Raw genomic sequence first — 18,867 nt, forward strand, 5'->3', positions numbered from 1 at the left:
GCCGTCGAGACTCGCTTCGTTAATTGTCGATATACAGACGGAGAAAAAATGAGTTATGAGGCTGGAGCGCAGTCGTGTAGGTAACTCCACGGGGCAACTATGTCCGGCAAATACGATCTGGTCATCGTCGGCGGCGGTATCAGCGGTGCATCGCTTCTGTATACGACCGCGAAGTTCACCGACATCGACTCGATTGCGCTGATCGAGAAGGAGTCGGAGATTGCGGCGATCAACTCCCACCACACGAACAACTCCCAGACCCTCCACTTCGGCGACATCGAGACGAACTACACCCTCGACAAAGCCGAGGAGGTCAAGGAGGGGGCGGAACTCCTCGCCGGCTACCTAGAGAACCACGACGCCGACCGTGAGATGCACGCAAAGCGAAGCAAGATGGTCCTCGGCGTCGGTGACGAGGAGGTGGCCCAGCTCGAACGGCGCTACGACGACGACGGATTCGGCGACCTCTTCCCCAAACTACGGCCCATCGACCGCGAGGAGATTGCGGAGATCGAACCTGCGGTCGTCGATGGGCGAGACCCCGATACGGAGTTGCTCGCGCTCCAGACGCCCGACGGCTACGTCGTCGACTACGGCGAGACGGCGACCTCCTTCGTCGACGACGCGGCCGCCGAGACGGGCGTCGACGTCTATACGGGGACCACGGTCACGGACGTCACGCCGACGCTCGACGGCTACACCATCGAGACAGACGACGGCCGCTTCGACTGTTCGGCGGCGGTCGTCGCCGCCGGCAGTCACAGCCTCCAGATGGCCAAGGAACTCGGCTACGGCCAGGACAAGGTACTGCTCCCCGTCGCCGGGAGCTTCTTCCTCGCGGACGACCTCCTGAACGGGAAGGTCTACACCCTGCAGATGAAGAAACTGCCCTTCGCGGCCGTTCACGGCGACGCGGACGTTCACGACGCGAGTATCACGCGCTTTGGCCCGACCGCGAAGCTCGTCCCGGCGCTCGAACGCGGCCGACTCTCGACGGTGACGGACTTCCTCGACGTGTTCGGGTTGAACGCGGCCGCGGCGCTCAGCTACGCCAACATCCTCTCGGACCGGGTGTTGCTCCCGTATGTCCTGCGCAACCTCGTGTACGACCTCCCCGAGGTTGGGCCGCGACAGTTCCTCCCGCACGTCCAGAAGGTCGTTCCGGGCGTCGAACTCGACGATATCGAGCGCGCGAAAGGCTACGGCGGCGTTCGTCCACAGATCGTCGACACCTCGGCGAAGTCGCTCGATATGGGCGAGGCGAAGATTGTCGGTGACGACATCATCTTCAACATCACGCCCTCGCCGGGCGCCTCGACCTGTCTCAAAAACGCCATGCGCGATACGCGGACGCTCCTCGACTTTCTCGACGCGGACTACGAGTTCGACGAGGCGGCGTTCCGCGCAGACACCATCGACAACTTCCCGCGCGACCCCGACGGCTCGGTCGACACCGACCCCGCCGGAATCCCCGCTGCGGACGACTGAGGGCGTCGCCGCCGCCGAGGTCGACGGATCGATCTAACGAACCGTCGGGTATTTGTCCTGTCGCCCGGGTAGTACGGGTATGTACGATTTCGTCGTGGTCGGCGTCGGACCGGCGGGGGCACGCCTCGCTCGCCGGACCGCCGAGGCCGGGTACGACGTCCTCGCCCTCGAAAAGGGGACGGTCGGCACGCCGCTTGCCTGCTCCGGGCACGTCAGTACCGATCTCTGGGAGTACGTCCCCGAGGGACGCGAGACGGACCTCCGACAGAATCGCGTCTACGGCGCGAACTTTCATCTCGGCGGCCCGGACTCGCGGGCCTACCCCTTCTACAAATCGGAGGCCGTGTCGAACGTCGTCGACCGCGTGGCGCTCGACCGGACCCTCGCCGACGCCGCACGGGCCGCGGGGGCCGACGTGCGCGAGGGCCACACCGTCACCGGCGTCGACGTCGGCGACGACCACGCGACGGTGACCGCCCGAACCGACGGGGAAACGATCACGTTCGAGACGCGACTGGTCGCCGGCTGTGACGGCCCTGTCTCGCGGGTGCGCCGCGAGGCTGGCCTCCCGGACCCGACAGAGACGCTCCACGGCGTTCTCGCGTTCGAGGACACGCCGGACCACGGCGACTTCGTCGACGTCCACCTGACGGTGCCGCGATTTTTCGCGTGGCGCATCCCTCGCGGCGACGCGGGCGTCGAGTACGGTCTCGCCGCGCCGCCCGGTGCCGACGTGACCGAACGGTTCGAGCGGCTGACCGACGCCTACGGCGCCGAGACGACGCGACGTTGCTCGGGTGGCATCCCCGTCGGCCCGCCCGATACCGTCACCGGCGACCGGGTCTTCCTCGTCGGTGACGCCGCCGCCCAGACCAAGCCCTTCACCGGTGGGGGCATCCTCTACGGCATGACGGCGGCCGACTGCGCGGCCGAAACGGTCGACCCCGACGACCCCGCGACGCTCGCGGCCTACGAGCGGGCGTGGCGGGCGGAACTCGGCCGCGAGATTCGGCTCGGGGGGCTGATCCGCCGGGCGTACTCCCTGCCCGATCCGGTCCAGCGGCTCGGACTGGGGGCCCTCGACGGCGAGATTGGGGTTCACATGGACCGGCCGACCTCCTTCTTTTCGGCGACGCACCTCCGCGCGCTTGCAGGCGGACTCCTCCCCTGGAGCGGGCGCGGCGACCCGGACCCACAACGGACGGACGGGGGTCAGTCGGAGTAGCGAGGCAGGCGGGCAGAGCGACCGCTCCCCTCGACGAACGGGAGGAGGGTCACCGTCGCGTCGACGTCGTCGCCGTCGACGCGCACCGCGAGGTCGGGGTCGTCGGTCGACACCCCACGCTCGACGTACGCAAGCGCGATGGGCCGGTCGAGCGACGGGCTCTCGGCGCCGCGGGTTACGTCGCCGACCGTGTCGCCGTCGGCGTCGACGACTGCCGCGCCAGCGTCGGGCACCGCATCGAGGGCGAGACCGACCAGTCGCTCGCTGGGCTGACCCTGGTTCTCGACGTGGGAGACGACTTCCTGGCCGACGTAACACCCCTTGTCGAAATCGAGGGCGTTGCGCACGCCGGCGACGTTCGGCACGCGGCCGACGAGTTCGGTGTCGAAAAGCGGCGTCCCTGCTTCGAGCGTGAGGGTGTTCCAGGTCCGATGGCCGACCGGCGTCGTCGGCGTCCCGCGAGTGAGCAAGGCGTCGAAGACGTCGGCGGCGTCGTCCGCGGCACAGATCACCTCGTAGCCCGTCTCGCCGGTCGGTTCGTCCGTCGCGGTGACGGTCACGCCGGTGCCGGCGAGCGACCCCCGGACGAACGTCAGCGGCGTCTCGGGGAGGTTCGCCCCCGCGAGGAGGGTTGCGACCGTCTCCGTCGCCGACGGGCCGTGGACGCCGAAGACGGCGAACTCGTCGGTGGCGTCGCGGACCGACACGTCCTGGATGAACACCTTGTCGCTCCAGTCGTCGGCGAGCGGTGTCGCCCGCGCCGCCGGGGTGAAACAGAGCAGGCGCTCGTCGGCGCTGTAGATGTGACAGTCGGTCTCGATCCCACCCTGTGGGTCGAGTAAGAGTGCGTAACAGCCCTCGCCGTCGGCCGCGGGGACGCGGTTCGAGACGGTGTTGTCGACGAAGTCGACCGCGTCGCTCCCCTCGACGACGACGACGCCGTAGTCCATCTCGATGACGCCGACCCCGTTTCGGACCGCGAGATGGGTCCGTTCGGGCCGGCCGTAGTGGGCGACGACGGTCCGCCCGTCGTGCGTCTCGAACTCGGCGCCGTAGTCGGCGTGGAGACCCCGTGTCATCGACGGTCGTAGGCGGTCGGGGGGAAAAAGCGACGCGGTCGGAGAGACGACGGCCGGCGACCTGCGCCGGGGGTGGGTTCTCAGAGCCCCAGACGGTCGCGGACGGCATCGAACAGGCTCTCCTCCTCGGTGGGCGCCTCGCCGGGGTCGGGGACGACGCGGTCGTCCGGGAGCACGACCGTCCGACTCTCCTTTGACTCGACGACGATGAGCGAGTCCTCCTTCAGGTCCGCGAGGGCGTCTTCGAGCGTGTCGATGTCGACCTCAACGGCCGCACGGAGTTCGAAGACGGTCATACCGTCCTCCCTGCGGTCGACCAGTGCGTCGAGGACCGCCACCTCGACGCTCGCACGGTCCCGGAACTCCCCCTTGGCCTTCATACGCGGTGGTAACGGCCGCGGTCGGTTTACCAGTACCGACCCAGCGGGAGCCTTCTGCCGTCGGACGAACGTCTGACGGAGGCTTTTGGTGGTGCCCGCGCTACCCGTCCACAATGGGACTCAGGTGCCTACTGGGACACGAATACGCAAACCGCGAGGTGGAGCGTGAGCGGGAGGAACGCGGCGACGAGGTGGTCGTGACGTACCGAACCGTCGAGACCTGCGACCGGTGTGGGGAACGCCGGATCGTCAGCGAAAACAAGGAGGTCCGCCCCGTGCGGGAACCGACCGAGGACGGCGTGACGACCGGACTCGGCGGGGGCGTCACGCCCGACCTCGACGCCGCCGACGGCGCCGAGACCGACCACGGGATGCCCGCCGGCGAGGGGACGCCGGCGGACGATGGGGGCGCGCCGGCGTCGGGTGGAGGACCCACTGCCGACGCCGATCAGCCGACCGCCGATGCTGAGGCGACGACCGCCGATCAGCCGACCGCTGACGCCGATCAGCCGACCGCCGATGCTGAGGCGACGGCCGCCGACGCCGAGGCGACAACTGCCGACGAGGCTACCGTCGACGCCGACCAGCCGACCGCCGCCGAGGAGGACGACGCGATCATCCTCGACGACGACACCGACGACGACGGCGGGGTGAGCGCCGACCGGACCCCTGGCGAGTGGCCCGACGCCGACGACACCGCCGTCGCGGCCGACGGCGATGAGGGAACGACGGGCGTCCCGGAGGCCGACGATGGGGCGACCGTCGTCGAGGGCGAGGGGTGGCCCGATCCCGAGGGCGAGGACGAAGGGTTCGACGCGACGCCCGGCGACGCGGCGCCGGAGGACGCCACCATCGACGAGGAAGTGGGGCCTGCCGTCGGGGACCCTGCCGCCACGAACGGGACGACCGAAGCGGCCGGGGGCGCCGCCGCAGGCAAGCAGTTCGTCGCCGCCCAAGAGGTCGAACCCGTCGGCGACAACCGGACGACGGCGGCCGAGACGGAGTTTTTCTGTCCCAACTGCGGCCACGCCCGCGGCGCCGGCGGGTCGTCGATGCGTGCCGGCGACATCTGTCCCGAGTGTCACCAGGGGTACATCGCCGAGCGCGAGCGATGAGGCGGTCGCCGGGAGGACGAAACTGGTAAACCGTCGCCTTCCGAATCGAACGCTATGAAGCAGTACAAGATGCGTCGCGGGGAAACCCTGGACGAGAACGCGCCGGATCTGAAAGGGACCGTCGAGGAGTACTTCGGTTCGGTCACGGGGACAGAGGAGTACGAAGGCAACGACCTCTATGTCGTCGGCGACCCCGACAACCCTGTCTTCGAGCGCATCGTCGCCGGTGCGGCGGAGTACAGCGGCAAGAAGGATCGCCTCGCGGTCCACTTCGAGGAGAAGCCGGCCGCACAGGTGATCGAGGAGGGTCACGCCGACGCCGCCGAAGACGCCGTGAGCGCAAAAAACGACTTTCTGCTCGAAGTGACGGGCCGGGACGCCAAGTCCCGCCGTGACTCGATGAAACGCTCCGTCGAGGACGACCCCGACGACGTGCCGAACGCCTGATACGGGTACTGTAAGTCAGTACCGGTGGTTCGCCGGACCATCGCGGCGAATCATCAGTACCCAGTTACAGTAACCCGTATGAGTCCGGGCCGAACCGATCTCACAGCGCCTCGGGAATCCATCCCCCATCTACCTCGACGTTCTCCCCGCTCACGTAGTCGCTGTCGGCATCGAGGAAGAAAAAGAGCACCTGCCGCAGGTCCGCGAAGGAGGCCCACCGGCCACGCGGCGCCTCCTCGGGGAACTCGTCGGAGTTCTCGACGACGTAGGGCGACACACAATTGACGGTGACCCCGTCCTCGGTGGTGTCGTTGGCGAGCATCCGCGTGAACATGATGACGCCCGTTTTCGCGACGAGATAGGGGAAGTTCTTCGGGTAGACCAGCGCCCGTTCGGTGCCCGCATACCCCATGTTGACGATGCGGCCGAACCCGGCCTCGCGCATGGCCGGAAGCGCCCGTTTCGAGCAGAGGTAGGTGCCGTTGAGGTTCGTCTCCAGCACCCGGTTCCACGTCTCGAACTCTAGGTCGGCCCAGTGACGGGGTGCGAAGTCGCCGACGTTGTTGACGAGGACGTCGACGGTGCCGAGGTCTGCCTCGATTGCGTCGAACATCGCGTCGACGTCCTCGGGGTCGGTCACGTCGCCCTGAACGGTCGTTGCGCGGCCACTCTCCTCGCGGGCTACCGCGGCCGTCGCCCGCGCCGCCTCGGCGCTCGTGTGGTAGTGAACCGCCACCGCCGCCCCCGCCTCGGCCATCGAGAGGGCGAGTTCGCGGCCGATTCCCTTCGCGCTACCTGTTACCAGTGCGACCCGGTCGGAGAGATCCGTCGTGAGCATATCCGAGGATGGATGGGGGCGCGCAAAGGGATGTGGGTCGACGAACTCAGATGGCCTCGACCAGCCCCGAGGCCACCGACCGCGCCTTCTCGGCGGCCGCCGCGGAGACCAGACCGGCCTCGACGGCCGCATCGAGTTCGTCGTCGTCGACGCGGCGGACCGCTCCGTCCGGTCCCTTCACCACGTCGACGTGGAGGTCGATATAGCGGACGGCGTCGGGGAAACACTCGACGGGCGTGCAGACGTTGACGTACGTTCCCTTGCGCTCGCCGTCGGCGCCGCGGTAGACCGTCGGATACCACCACCGTCCCTCGCGGACCTTCGTGGTCGCCACATCGCCGGCCTCGCGGTCGACGCCCAAGGCGTCGTAGGTGCCGCCGGCGGTCATCTCCCGGCGGAGCGTGAGGGTTCCGTCCGGGTCGCGGTCGGTCACCTCGGCCCGTCCGAGGACGATCAGTCGGCCGTCCGGCTTGCCGTGTTCGAGGCGGACATCGTCGCCGACGACGGGACCGAAGGTGTCGGTGACGGCCTCGAAGGGGAACGCATCGGCCGCCGCCGGCACCGCGTCGTCGTCCGACAGCGCCTCGACGAGGTCGACCGCCCGGCTCGCGTCCGCGGAGGCGGCCTTGACGCGGTGGTGACCGGTCATGGTCGTCGTCACCGCCCGCCGGTCCGCATCGAGTTCGAACCGGGCCTCGCGGCCGAACCACACCCACGTCGTCGCCCCGGGCGCGGCCAGCCGCCGAACCGGTTCGACCGCCTCGTCCAAGGGGAGCGCCTCGGCTCGCTCGGCCGCCTGCGAGAGCGCCGCCTCCAGCCGTCCCATGTCGGCGTCGGTCGCTGCCTCGTCCCAGCGCAGTCCCCAGCCTGCCGGCGGGTCGATACCCAACAGCTCCGTCATCCCAGCGAGTTCGCGGCCGGCCGCCTCGTCACGGGTGTCGACGGTCACGCCCGACTCGCCGTGGACGAGCGTCGCCGGCCCTGCTCGCACCCGCAGGTCGGTGTCGAGGACGGGCCGGCGGTCGACCCACGGCGCCACCGGCTCGGCGACGCGAACGCGGCGGTGGTCGCCGACCGAGACGTGGTCGGCGGCGGCGTCGAAGGGGAGAAAGCCCTCGGCGTCGCCGAGATCACACACCGCGCCGCGTCCCAGCGTTTCGGTCACGCGAGCGTCGAAGACGGCGTCCCGCGGGGCCGTCGCGGGCCACGCGAAGGTGTCGCGGGTCGCGTCCAGGTGATCGACCGCCGTCGCCACCGCCTCGGGGTCGCCCGTCGCCTCGACGCCCTGCCGGTCCCGGGTCGTTTCGACGCGGACGTCGTATGGCTCCGTCTCGAACGACGCGTCGAACCGGTCGCGGATGGGAGCGGAGGCGTCGACGACGGCGTGATCCGCGTCGAGAAAGCGGTGGGTGAGCGCCGTCGTGTAGATGCCACGGATGCGGACGTTCATGCGTGACGCGGGCGGCGTCCGGACGGCGGTCGGACGGGGAGTTCGGCGTACATCACACCGGTGTTTGGAGCCACGGGGTTTTGACTGCGACGGAGACGGCTCACCACCAGTGTCGCGTCGCCGCGAGCAGTGCCGCGACGACGAGCATTCCGACCGGCGCGCCGACTCCGAACCCGGGGGCGTCCCCGGTCGTCGACGGATCGGTCGTCGCCGCCGTGGTCGCGGCGGCCGTCGACTCGTCCGTCCCGATCCGGTCGCGGATCGCCGTCTCGTAGACCGTCGGGTGGAGCGCGGCGACGAGGTCGAGCACTGCGTCGACGAGTCGTGGCGCCGGCTGGCTGATCTCGTTCGCGTCGAGGACGACTGCGTTCCCCGCACGGAAGGCGGTCGTGTTCTCGTAGACGCCGCCGGGACCGGAGGGAACGGTCGCGCGGTCGTACTCGTCGTCGTTCAGGACGACCCACGCGGGATCGCTCGCGACGACCACCTCCGGGTTGACGGCGAAATAGCCCGACGTGCGACCGCTCGCGTTCGCGCCGTCGGGGTCGGCCGCGACGTTGTTCCCGCCTGCCGTCTCGATCACCTCGTGGACGAACGTGCCCTCGCCGGCGGTGAACCCGAAGAAGGTGTAGAGCACGTCGGGCCGGTTGACGTCCGCGACTGCTTGCTCGACGGCGGTGAGTTCGCGCTCCATCCGGTCGGCGCGGGCGTCGGCCCTCTCGCACGCACCCACTAGGTCGCCGGTCAGACGCGTCTTCGCGACGACGTCCGCGAGGTCCGCGGCAGCCTCGAACTTGTAGACGGTCAGGCCGGCGCCTCGGAGCCGCGACACAACGGAGTCCGGGACGGTGTTCGGGGCGAGGACGAGGTCGGGGTCGAGCACGAGCGTCTGCTCGACGGTCGCGTCGTCGGTTCCGGTGCCCACCGTCGTCTTCGCGTCCGTGCCGGGAAGGTAGTCGGCGTACGTCGAGACGCCGACCACCTCGTCCCAGGCGCCGATTTCGTACATCGTCTGGGCGGCGCTGGGGTTCAACGTCACGACCGTCTCGGGGTCGGCAGGCACCGTCACAGCCGTTCCCGTCGCGTCCGTGTGTGTCCGGGGAAACGAGCAGTCCGTGGCGTCGGCGGCCGCCGCAGCGCCGACGGCCGGACCGCCGAGGGCCGCGGCCGCGAGGACGATCACCACGAGGAGCGCGCGTATCGCGTGCATGCTCGCTCCGAGCGCGCTGACGGGGATAAACCGTCCGGCCGGTCAGTCGTCGCTTGCCGCCTTCGCTGGCTTGCGCCGGTCCGCCCGCGGTCCCGTCAGGTCCACGTCGGGCAGCAGGTCACGCAGGTAGCGACCCGTGTGGGAGTCGTCATCGTGGGCAATCGACTCGGGGGTTCCGGTCGCGACCACCTCGCCACCGCCCTCGCCACCCTCCGGCCCGAGGTCGATCACGTGATCGGCGTTTTTCACCAGGTCGAGTTCGTGTTCGATGACGACGACGGTGTTGCCGGCGTCGGCGAGGCGGTGCAGCACCTCGATCAGCTTGCGCTCGTCCTCGGGGTGGAGACCGGTCGTCGGTTCGTCGAGGAGATAGAGCGTCTCGCCGGAGTCCTTTTTGCCCAACTCCTCGGCGAGTTTGACGCGCTGAGCCTCGCCGCCCGAGAGGGTGGTCGAGGGCTGGCCGAGCTTCATATACCCGAGGCCGACGTCCTTGAGGAGTTGCAGGCGCCGGCGGATGCCGGGGTTGGCCGCGAAGAACTCCAGCGCTTCGTCGACCTCCATCCCCAGTACGTCGGCGACCGTCTTGTCCTTGTAAGTGACATCGAGCGTCTCATCGTTGTAGCGGGCGCCGCCGCACTCCTCACAGGGGACGTGAACGTCCGAGAGGAAGTTCATCTCGATTTTGACCTCCCCTTGGCCGCCACACTCCTCGCAGCGGCCGCCCTTGACGTTGAACGAGAACCGCCCCTTGTCGTAGCCTCGCTGGGTCGCCAGGTTCGTCTCCGCGAAGAGTTCGCGGACGTGGTCGAAGACGCCGGTGTAGGTGGCGGGGTTCGACCGCGGCGTCCGTCCGATGGGCGACTGGTCGATCAGCCGGACCGTCTCGATTTCTTCGTACCCCTCGAGTGCATCGTGGTCGCCGGGGTCGACGGAGGTGTTGTCGTTCATCTCGCGGGCCAGGCTCTTGTAGAGCACGTCGTGCATCAGCGTCGACTTGCCCGACCCGGAGACGCCGGTGATGGCGACGAACTGGCCGAGCGGGATGGACACGTCCACGTCGGCGAGGTTGTGTTGGCGGGCGCCACGGATCGTCAGCGCCCCGTCCTCGGGGTCGCGGCGCTCCTCGGGGACCGGAATCTCGCGGCGGCCGGCGAGGTAGTCGCCGGTGACGGAGTCCTCGGCGTCGACGACGGTGTCGAACTCACCCTGGACGACCACCTCGCCGCCGCGCCGGCCCGGCCCCGGCCCCATGTCGATGATGGAGTCGGCCCGGCGCATCGTCTCCTCGTCGTGTTCGACCACGAGCAGGGTGTTGCCCAGGTCGCGAAGTCCCTCTAAGGTGTCGAGCAGGCGGTCGTTGTCCCGCTGGTGGAGGCCGATGGACGGCTCGTCGAGGACGTAGAGCACGCCCACGAGTCCCGAGCCGACCTGTGTGGCGAGGCGGATGCGCTGGGATTCGCCGCCCGAGAGCGTCGCTGCCTCGCGGTCGAGCGTGAGGTAGTCGAGACCGACCTCCTCCATGAAGCCGAGCCGCGCCCGGATCTCCTTCAGAATCTCCTCGGCGATGGTGCGCTGGCGTTCCGAGAGCGCCGCTTCCAGCCCCTCGAAGTGATCGAGCGCGTCCGCGATGCTCATGCGGTTGACCTCGGTGATGGCCACGTCATCGACGAGGACGGCCCGTGAGGACGGCTTGAGACGCGTCCCCTCGCACTCGGGGCAGGTGGTGACGGCCATGAACTCCTCGATGTGATCGCGGGTGTTGTCGGAGTCCGTCTCGACGTGCCGGCGTTCGAGGTTGCCGATCACACCCTCGAACGGCTCTTCTTTCCGGCGGACGCCGTTTTTGGTCGTCCACTTGAACAGGACGTCCTCGTCGGTGCCGTAGAGGAAGGCGTCCTGTACGTCGGCCGGAAGCTCCTCGAACGGCGTTTCGAGCGACACGTCGAAGTGTCGGGCCAGCGAGTCGAGCTGTCGGCGGTAGTACGACCGGTTGTAGCTCCACGGCTCGAAGACGTTTTTCAGGGGCTTGCGCTCGTCTTGGACCACGAGGTCCGGGTCGACCTCCTTGGTGTTGCCGATGCCCTCACACTCCGGGCAAGCGCCGTGGGGGCTGTTGAACGAGAAACTCCGGGTTTCGATCTCCGGGATGTCGATGCCACAGTGGGTGCAGGCCAGCGCCTCGGAGAACTCGACGACGAGTCGGTCTGGCGTCGCGTCCCCATCCGCGTCCGCGTCGGCTAGGTCGCCCGTCGACCGGGCGGTCGCCCCGCCGAGTTCGATCCCCGCGTGCGGGTCGGGGAGGATCACCTTGAGGACGCCGTCGGCCTCTTCGAGGGCCGTCTCGACCGAGTCGACGATCCGAGAGCGGGCGTCTGGATCGATCTTGACCCGGTCGACCACCACGTCCACCGTGTGATCGTAGTTCTCGTCGAGGTCCGGACGATCCACCGTGAGGTCGTACGGCTCGCCGTCGACCTCGACGCGGCTGTACCCCTCGCTCACTAGCTCGTCGAAGTGATCCTCGAAGGCGCCTTTCTGGTCGCGGACGACCGGCGCACAGAGCTTCGCTTTCGTCCCTTCGGGCAGTTCGAGGAGACGTCGCACCATCTGTCCCGCGCTCTGTTCACCCACCTCGCGGCCACACTCCGGACAGTGAGGCGTGCCGACGCGGGCGTACAGCAGGCGAAGGTAGTCGTGGAGTTCGGTGACGGTCCCGACCGTCGACCGGGGGTTGTTGGCGGCGTTCTTCTGGTCGATGGAGATGGCGGGTGAGAGTCCCTCGACGCTCTCGACCTGCGGCTTGTCCATCTGACCGAGGAAGTTACGCGCGTACGCCGAGAGGGATTCGATGTAGCGACGCTGGCCTTCGGCGTAGACCGTCTCGAACGCGAGTGACGACTTCCCCGACCCGGAGAGCCCGGTGACGACGCTAAACTCCTCGCGGGGGATACTGACGTCGAGGTCCTTGAGGTTGTGTTCCTCGGCCCCTCGAACCTCGATGTAGTCCTTGCTCATCTACGCGCGACTGGGGACCGAACCGGTGAAACCCTGTCGGTTCCGGTGGTCACGAGATCAGTGGCCCTGCTCACCGGCGACTCCGCGTCCCCGGACGGCGAACGGTCGCCTCAGGAGAGCTTTTCGCGGCTGATCTTCACGCCTGTCGGCGTGACGACGACCTGATCGTCCTCCTTGACGACCACGTCGCCGTCCACCTCGCGGGCGACCTGCCGGAGGTCCTCCAGTACCCGGTCGACCACGCTGTCGCTCGGACTCATCCGCGTGATGTCCGCGACGACGAGGTCCCCGTCGTAGACGGCGTCCTTGATCGCCATGGCGTCGCGCTGTTCGCTGATCTCCGCGAAGTGGACGCTCATCCCCGCTTCCGCTCGCGCCGTATCGAAGTCGTCGAGGCTCAGTTCGACGTAGTCCTCGGTACTGTGACTCTCGCCCCCGCCGAGGATCTTGCTCATGATGCCCATAGTACCTACAGGCACCACCGCCTCATTAGTTCTTGCGTCAGACGGACGCCGACGGCGGACTTTTCTCTACGGCGCCCGCGCCTTCGACCGTGACCTACAGCATCTGCGTCCGGGAGCGCGTCGCGGGGGACACACCCCGCTATCGGTTCGGCGCCGCGGCCGCCGCCCGCCTCCCCGCGGTGGGGAGCGTCTGTCCGCACGCGGGCGATCACGGCGCCATCGCGACGGCCGGTCTGACCGACCCCGAGGTCGGAGAGCGGTGTCTCGCGGCCCTCGCGACGGGCGACCCCGTCGACGCGGCGGTTGCCGACGCGACGGCCGACGGCGAGGCCCGGCAGATCCACGGCGTTGGCGCCGCGTCGACGGCCGCCCACACCGGGACCGACTGTCGTCCCGCCGCCGCCCACCGGACGGCCGACCGCTACACCGTCGCGGGCACATCACTCGCCGACGAGGCGGTACTGGACGCCGTAGCGCGGGGCTACCGCGAGGACGAACGCGACGCGCCGCTGGTCTATCGCCTGCTCACTGCACTCGCCGCAGGAGAACGGGCGGGCGGCGACCGTCGGGAGGAACTGCCGGTCGGGAGCGCCGCCGTCGTCGTTGCGACGCCCGGCGACGGCGAACCGCTGTATCACGACCTGCGGGTCGACGCCAGCGACTCGCCGGTGGCCGACCTGCGTGAAACCTACCGGCGGGCCAAGCGGGGATACGAGGCCGCGCTGGATCGATACGATCCTCAGACGGAGAACTCGTAGAGGTCGTCGCCGACGTGGTGGACCGATGCGACGACCTTCCCCGCGTCGCCGACCATCTCCGAGCCGGGTTCGAGCGCCCGCCCGACCGCGAGCGCCTTGCCGTGGGTCTCCTCGGCGATCACGACCAGGTCGTCGGGTTCGATATCGTCGTCGGCCTCGACGATGCCCGGACGCATCACGTCGGCGCCGTCGCTGACGAACTGGACGGCGCCGGCGTCGACGGTGACGACGCGCCGTTCGGGCGGGTACGCGTTCGCGCCCCGAACCGTCAGGAACGGTTCGCCGTCGACGACGAAGACGGCTGGTTCGCCGTCGACGAGAACCAGGTCGAACTCGGTCCCGACGAGGTCGACGCGCTCGAACGTCTCGCCGTCGACCGCGACGCCAAGCCCGTCCTCGATGGTCGCCGTCAGCTCCCCGATCTCGTCGCTCCGCAGGTGGTGGCGGGATTTGACCTCCATGCCGGCGTCTGGGACCGCTCCGCCCATAAGTCGCCCGTTCCGATGCGATGACCCGCCGAGCAAGGGATGGGTTTTTGTATTATTGTGCACTATTCCCAATATGGCAAATCAGTGTGATCGGTTCGTTCGCCTCGTCGCCGGAACCGTCGTTCTCGTCGGGTTCCTCCTCGGGTGGTTCGTCAACGAGTGGTTCTTCCTCGTCGACGCCTTTGCAGGGATCAACTTGCTTCAGAGCACGGTGACGGGTGTCTGTCCTCCTCGCGGCGTCTGTCGGCTGTGGCGACGCTCGGGTGGCACGTCCCAACGGTGAGCGGATACGGGCCGACCACGCGCTGTCGGCCAACATCAGGAATGGCCGTTCGAATCGGTCGAACGCCCCGGACACCTCCGCGCCCATAGTATCGGATATATTTCACAATACTACTCACCCCGAGACGTCGCCCACGGTCGTTACACCGGCCATGCGGTGACGAACGGCCGTCCCTGCCGACGCGTCATGCACACGGAAATGTATTTTTTCTACACAAACGTTTTGACCGCGGCCCCGCTATCCGTCGGTAGTACGATGCCAGATTCGATGGCGGAGCAACTCCGACAGGACATGGAGTGTGAGGGGCTCCTCGAGTGTTTCCACGGACTCAAGCAACTCGACAGAGAGGTGTTTCGAACGCTCGTAACGGGGACAGACCCACTCACCGTCGACGAGATTGCGGACGCCGTCGACCGTGAGCGGTCGACCGCGTACCGGGCCGTCCAGCGGCTTCTCCAAGCCGGATTCATCCAGAAAGAACAGATCAACTACGACCAGGGCGGATATTATCACGTCTACAAGCCGACCGACCCCGCGGAGATTGCCGACGACATGCAACGACTCCTCAACGACTGGTACGCGAAGATGGGGCAACTCATCACGGAGTTCGAGGAGAAGTACGAACGACGGGACACGACGCCGCCGTCGGTCGATAGCTAAGCGACGCCCGGCGCGTCTTCCGGCCGGTCGGCGTCGACGACGCGCACGACGGTGAGCGCGGCCGGCAGGACGACGAACGCCGAGAGCAACGACAGTCCGATGGCGAGAACGGTCGTCACCCCGAAGTTCGCCAACACGGGGAACCGGGAGACGGTCAGCACGCCGAACCCGAAGATGGTGGTGAAACTCGATCCGACGATGGGCCGCGAGAGCGTCGCCACCGCCGTCGCGGCGGCGTCCAGCGGCGACCGTCCGCGCTCGAGCCGTTCGTGTTCGAAGCGTTCGAAGATGTGGACCCCGTAGTCGACCCCGATCCCGAGTGTCAGCGACGACATCGTGATCGTCAGCGGGTTCCACGGCACGTTCAGGAGGTACATCGCCCCCGTCACGAGCAGGGAGGCACTCGCCGCGACGGCGGCGACGAGGACTCCGGCGACCCGCACGGATCGGAACGCAACCGTGAGGAAGGCAAAGCCCAACGCGAAACTGAGAAGCGTCATGGGTGTCAGTCCGGCGGTGACGTTCTCGATGACGGTCCGGTTCAGGACGGGCTTGCCGGTCACCCGCACGTCGTCGGCGGTGGTGAGCGCGAACGCGGCGTTGCCCTCGAACTCGTCGACGAGCGTCCGGACGGCCTCGCCCTCGATGTCGTCGACGTGAAACGTGAGCAACACCTTGTGTGGCGTCGCGTCCGGGTCGCGTACCGCCGTCGAGCCTTCGCCGGTTCGGTCGTCCAACGCGGCGTCGAGTGCTCGCTGTGTCCCCGGCACCGCCCCTCCGTTGCTCGCCGTGACGACGGAGACCGGACTCGTCACCGCCCCGACGTTCGGATTTTCGAGCATGAGCCGCTGATACGTCGCGAGTTCGCGGAACGTCTCCGGCGTGTAGGCCCGCTCTGTCTCGACGACGACGTAGATCACCTTCGGGTGCTCGACCGTCCCCGAGAGCCGATCCATGTCCGCTTTGGCGTCTAGATTCTGCGGCCAGAAGTCCATCATCTCCTGTTCCGGTTGGACCTGCGGGTAGGCGTACGCCCCTCCCGAGACCAGCAGGAGAGCGAGGAGGAGCGTGGGAAGTGGATTGCCGGCGGTCACCCGGCGGGTAACCCGCTCGGTAACGGTTTCGAGACGGTCGTCGTCGTCGTCGACTCCCTCGGTCTCCACATCGCCCGTATCGACGGAGACCAGCAGGGCGGGCAACAGCGTCACCGAGAGAAGCATGCTGGCGAGGACGCTGATGGCGCTGGTGACCCCGAACTGCTGGACCGGTGGGACCGCGGAGACGGTCAGCGAGCCGAGGCCGACGACCGTCGTCGCCATCGCGATGAGCAACGCCCGCCCCGTGGTTCGGGACGCGACGCCGGCGGCATCGACGGGTGGACGGCCGTCCCGTCGCGCCTCGACGTAGCGAGCGTGGATCTGGAGTCCGTAGTCGATCCCCAGTCCCAGTGCGATGGGCATCACACCCAGCATGATCGCGTTGAACCGGTAGCCGAGGACGCCCATCGCGCCGGTCATGTACACCAGCGCGGTCATCGCCGTCCCCAGCGGGAGCAGTACGTGCCAGCCCCGCTGGAGTTTCCGCCGCATGACGACGTAGACGACGCCGACGATGAGTGCGAACGCGCCCGCGAACAGCGTGATCATCTCGGGGAGCATCAGGCCGAAGGCGGCGTTCTCGAAGACGGGCTGGCCGGTCACGGTCACGTCCATCCCGGGCGGCAACACGGCCCGGTCGGTTTCGGACTGCATCTCGGTGTAGACGATGTCGGCACCGCGCTGCGGGAGGAAGGCCCCGCGGTCGACGGTTCCGACCTCGCCGTAGGAGACGAGAACGACTGTAGTCCCCGATTCGGGGACGAGTTGCTCGAGGAGCGTGGCCGCCGCGGGATCGGTCTCGCGGACCCGATCCAGCGACCGCTCGACCCCGCGCCGGGTGTCGGGGATTCGGCCGTCGTTGCCCATCCTGACGAGTTCGGCTAGGCTCGTGACCCGTTCGGTCTCGTCGAGACCGGTGTATCGCTGGTCGAGTCGGTCGATGGCCCGGATCGTCGCCGGGTCGTACAGCCGATCCGTCCGCACCAGCACGAAGACGTTGTTGCCGGTGTCGAAATCCTCCTTCAGCATCGCCCAGTCCTCGGCCGTCCCGGACTCGTCGTCGATATACAGGGTCATCCCCATACTCATCCGGAGCGACGTCACCGCGACGCCACCGGAGACGAGGAGCAAGACGAGGACGACGGCGAACACGGTTCGCCGGTTCGTGGCGGCCGCTCGGCCGACCCCCTCTAGCACATCGCGAACGCCTCGTCCACCGTTCGTCGGACTCATGCGCCGAGGAAGTCCAGGATCGCCCGCAGGAGACCACCGCCTCCCTCGGTCACCGTAACCGACGTGGATTCGGTGTCCGTGACCACGGTGCGACCGAAGGCGTTGTCGTACTTGACGGTCGTGTCGACGGCGTAGGGCTTCGCGGTCGCACCCGCGTCGACGCTCACGGTGAAGGTGACGGTCCGGGACTCACCGGGCGCCAGGTCGCCGACGTAGGCCGTGTCGTCGTCTGTCTCGAACGGCGTGTCTACGTTGATCCGTGCGACCGCGTCGCGCATCACGCCGTCACCGGTGTTCGTCACGGTCACGTCGATACGCTCGGTCGCCCCGGCGGCGACGCTGGGTGACCCGTCGGTCGCGACGGTCATCTCGGGGCCGACCGCGACCGGGACCGTCCGCTCCTCGGTCGCAACGCGTTCGTCGTAGGCGTCGTCGTACTCGACGGTGTACACGAGTGGGTACGTCTGCGGGACGGCCCGGTCGGCGACTTCGAGTTTGAAGCGGGTCGTTGCGCTCTCGCCCGGGGCGAGCGTCCCGAGACTCGCACTCGTCGTGAGCGGGACGAACGGTTCGGCGGGGTGAAGCACCGCCCGCGCGTTATGAACGGTCGTGTCGCCGGTGTTCGTCACCTCCAACGCCACCGCTCCCGTCGAGTCGACGTAGAGGGACTCAGCCGTGGCGCCGAGGGCGAACGACGGCGCGTCCTCGATGCTGACGGCTCCGCTTCTGGGTTCGGAGCGTCTCACGTCGCCGCCTTCGTCCTCGTAGCCGGCGCGGACGCCGATGGAGTAGTTGCCGGCCGATTCGATGTTCCGGACGCCGACACGGAACTCGGCGGCCGCCGTCTCCCCGGGAGCCAGTCTTCCCAACGAGACGGCGTTGGTCCGGGGCTGGAGCTGATCGGACCCGATCAACCGGAGGTTGACGTCGGTCCCCGCCTCGCTCCCGGCGTTTCGCACCGTCACCGAGACGGTCCCGTCCTCTCCGTCGCGGAGGTTCTCACCCGTCACGTCGACGACCGACAGTCGGAACGACTCGTCGATGCGGACGGTGATCTGTTTCTCGACCTGCACGTCCTTGCGGACGACGAAGAACTCGTCGTCGCCGGCGCTGATCCGGTGAACGTACTGGTACTCGATGACCGCCGGTAGCTCGTAGGTGCCGGGTTGTGCGCCCTCGTCGACGTCAAGTTCGAGCGATAGCGCCCCCCCGCTTCGGGGCGAGATGCTGCCCACGCTCTGCTTGCCCGACCTGACGTCTAGGGGTGCGTCGCCGGACGCGACGGATACCGTCGTCGACGTCGCGGTTCCGGGCGTGACACCCTGGCTGTCGACGACGGCGGCGAGTCGGTCGACGCTCCCCTCACCGTGTGTAATCGCGGTCCCGCGGTTCTCCAACCGTACCGTCAGCGTCGTCGTCTCGCCCGGAGCGACGACGTTCGACCCCTGTACCGTCGGCACCAGCTCCGGTTTCCCGTATTCGTCGTACGACGCCGCAACCGCCGGCGTTCCCGTCGCCGCGAGGACGAGGACGGCGACGCCAACCGACAGGAGGGCTCGACCGACTCTGGCCGTTCGATGATTCATGCTTGTGGACATATTATACAATACTATCGGATAAACTCACGGATTCAACGC

The 18,867-nt window shown here is 68.2% G+C and carries 17 protein-coding genes; 7 read left to right on the plus strand and 10 right to left on the minus strand.

Annotated elements, in window-relative coordinates; genetic code table 11:
• The first annotated feature begins 99 nt into the window (after positions 1–99).
• Entirely contained in the window at positions 100–1,488 is a 1,389-nt protein-coding gene (locus tag NO878_RS16080) for an FAD-dependent oxidoreductase (protein ID WP_256406986.1), read from the plus strand.
• Between the two features lie 79 nt (positions 1,489–1,567).
• The gene (locus tag NO878_RS16085) at positions 1,568–2,713 is read left to right on the plus strand and encodes a geranylgeranyl reductase family protein (RefSeq protein WP_256406987.1); all 1,146 of its coding nucleotides are present in this window, start codon (positions 1,568–1,570) and stop codon (positions 2,711–2,713) included.
• Here the strand turns inward: NO878_RS16085 and ygfZ are convergent.
• Together ygfZ and NO878_RS16095 are read right to left on the minus strand one after the other, a co-directional pair.
• Positions 2,701–3,792: a CAF17-like 4Fe-4S cluster assembly/insertion protein YgfZ gene (ygfZ, locus tag NO878_RS16090; protein WP_256406988.1), complete on the minus strand. Its 1,092-nt coding sequence runs from the start codon at positions 3,790–3,792 to the stop codon at positions 2,701–2,703. The two genes, NO878_RS16085 and ygfZ, sit on opposite strands and share 13 nt — an antisense overlap.
• Positions 3,793–3,872: 80 nt before the next feature.
• Entirely contained in the window at positions 3,873–4,172 is a 300-nt protein-coding gene (locus NO878_RS16095; protein ID WP_256406989.1) for a DUF6432 family protein, read from the minus strand.
• 113 nt (positions 4,173–4,285) lie between these two features.
• On the opposite strand from NO878_RS16095, the gene NO878_RS16100 reads away from it, so the two are divergent.
• Complete coding sequence (locus NO878_RS16100) at positions 4,286–5,287, plus strand: DUF7093 family protein (protein WP_256406990.1); 1,002 nt, start codon at positions 4,286–4,288, stop codon at positions 5,285–5,287.
• Between the two features lie 54 nt (positions 5,288–5,341).
• Positions 5,342–5,734 carry a DUF5611 family protein gene (locus NO878_RS16105; RefSeq protein ID WP_256406991.1) on the plus strand — a complete coding sequence of 131 codons (393 nt, stop codon included), beginning with the start codon at positions 5,342–5,344 and terminating at the stop codon, positions 5,732–5,734.
• A gap of 100 nt (positions 5,735–5,834) precedes the next feature.
• Here NO878_RS16105 and NO878_RS16110 read toward each other — a convergent pair whose 3' ends face one another.
• The 5 genes from NO878_RS16110 to NO878_RS16130 form a co-directional block, all read right to left on the minus strand.
• A complete protein-coding gene (locus NO878_RS16110; protein WP_256406992.1) occupies positions 5,835–6,572 on the minus strand; it encodes an SDR family NAD(P)-dependent oxidoreductase in 738 nt (245 codons plus the stop codon).
• Positions 6,573–6,618: 46 nt separating this feature from the next.
• Positions 6,619–8,022, minus strand: a complete 1,404-nt coding sequence (locus NO878_RS16115; RefSeq protein WP_256406993.1) for a DUF402 domain-containing protein — start codon at positions 8,020–8,022, stop codon at positions 6,619–6,621.
• 100 nt (positions 8,023–8,122) lie between these two features.
• Positions 8,123–9,232, minus strand: a complete 1,110-nt coding sequence (locus tag NO878_RS16120; protein WP_256406994.1) for a PGF-CTERM-anchored ABC transporter substrate-binding protein — start codon at positions 9,230–9,232, stop codon at positions 8,123–8,125.
• Between the two features lie 42 nt (positions 9,233–9,274).
• On the minus strand, positions 9,275–12,247 hold the full coding sequence (gene uvrA, locus NO878_RS16125; RefSeq protein ID WP_256406995.1) for an excinuclease ABC subunit UvrA: 2,973 nt from the start codon (positions 12,245–12,247) through the stop codon (positions 9,275–9,277).
• Between the two features lie 110 nt (positions 12,248–12,357).
• The gene (locus NO878_RS16130) at positions 12,358–12,711 is read right to left on the minus strand and encodes a cell division protein SepF (protein ID WP_157691242.1); all 354 of its coding nucleotides are present in this window, start codon (positions 12,709–12,711) and stop codon (positions 12,358–12,360) included.
• 89 nt (positions 12,712–12,800) lie between these two features.
• Here NO878_RS16130 and NO878_RS16135 point away from each other — a divergent pair, with 89 nt between their 5' ends.
• The gene (locus NO878_RS16135) at positions 12,801–13,469 is read left to right on the plus strand and encodes a DUF1028 domain-containing protein (RefSeq protein WP_256406996.1); all 669 of its coding nucleotides are present in this window, start codon (positions 12,801–12,803) and stop codon (positions 13,467–13,469) included.
• On the opposite strand, the gene NO878_RS16140 is transcribed toward NO878_RS16135, so the two are convergent.
• Positions 13,451–13,930 carry an RNA-binding protein gene (locus tag NO878_RS16140; protein WP_256406997.1) on the minus strand — a complete coding sequence of 160 codons (480 nt, stop codon included), beginning with the start codon at positions 13,928–13,930 and terminating at the stop codon, positions 13,451–13,453. The two genes, NO878_RS16135 and NO878_RS16140, sit on opposite strands and share 19 nt — an antisense overlap.
• A gap of 100 nt (positions 13,931–14,030) precedes the next feature.
• On the opposite strand from NO878_RS16140, the gene NO878_RS16145 reads away from it, so the two are divergent.
• The gene (locus NO878_RS16145) at positions 14,031–14,240 is read left to right on the plus strand and encodes a YgaP family membrane protein (protein ID WP_256406998.1); all 210 of its coding nucleotides are present in this window, start codon (positions 14,031–14,033) and stop codon (positions 14,238–14,240) included.
• A 255-nt stretch (positions 14,241–14,495) separates the two neighbouring features.
• Positions 14,496–14,900 (plus strand): helix-turn-helix domain-containing protein, encoded by a 405-nt coding sequence (locus NO878_RS16150; RefSeq protein ID WP_256406999.1) that lies wholly within the window; start codon positions 14,496–14,498, stop codon positions 14,898–14,900.
• Here the strand turns inward: NO878_RS16150 and NO878_RS16155 are convergent.
• Together NO878_RS16155 and NO878_RS16160 are read right to left on the minus strand one after the other, a co-directional pair.
• The gene (locus NO878_RS16155) at positions 14,897–17,230 is read right to left on the minus strand and encodes an efflux RND transporter permease subunit (protein ID WP_256407000.1); all 2,334 of its coding nucleotides are present in this window, start codon (positions 17,228–17,230) and stop codon (positions 14,897–14,899) included. The two genes, NO878_RS16150 and NO878_RS16155, sit on opposite strands and share 4 nt — an antisense overlap.
• Positions 17,227–18,816: a COG1361 S-layer family protein gene (locus tag NO878_RS16160; protein ID WP_256407001.1), complete on the minus strand. Its 1,590-nt coding sequence runs from the start codon at positions 18,814–18,816 to the stop codon at positions 17,227–17,229. Before NO878_RS16160 ends, NO878_RS16155 begins: the two co-directional genes overlap by 4 nt.
• Between the last annotated feature and the right edge of the window lie 51 nt (positions 18,817–18,867).

Origin of the sequence: Haloplanus ruber (assembly GCF_024494725.1) — an archaeon.
GTDB classification, from domain to species: Archaea; Halobacteriota; Halobacteria; order Halobacteriales; family Haloferacaceae; genus Haloplanus; species Haloplanus ruber.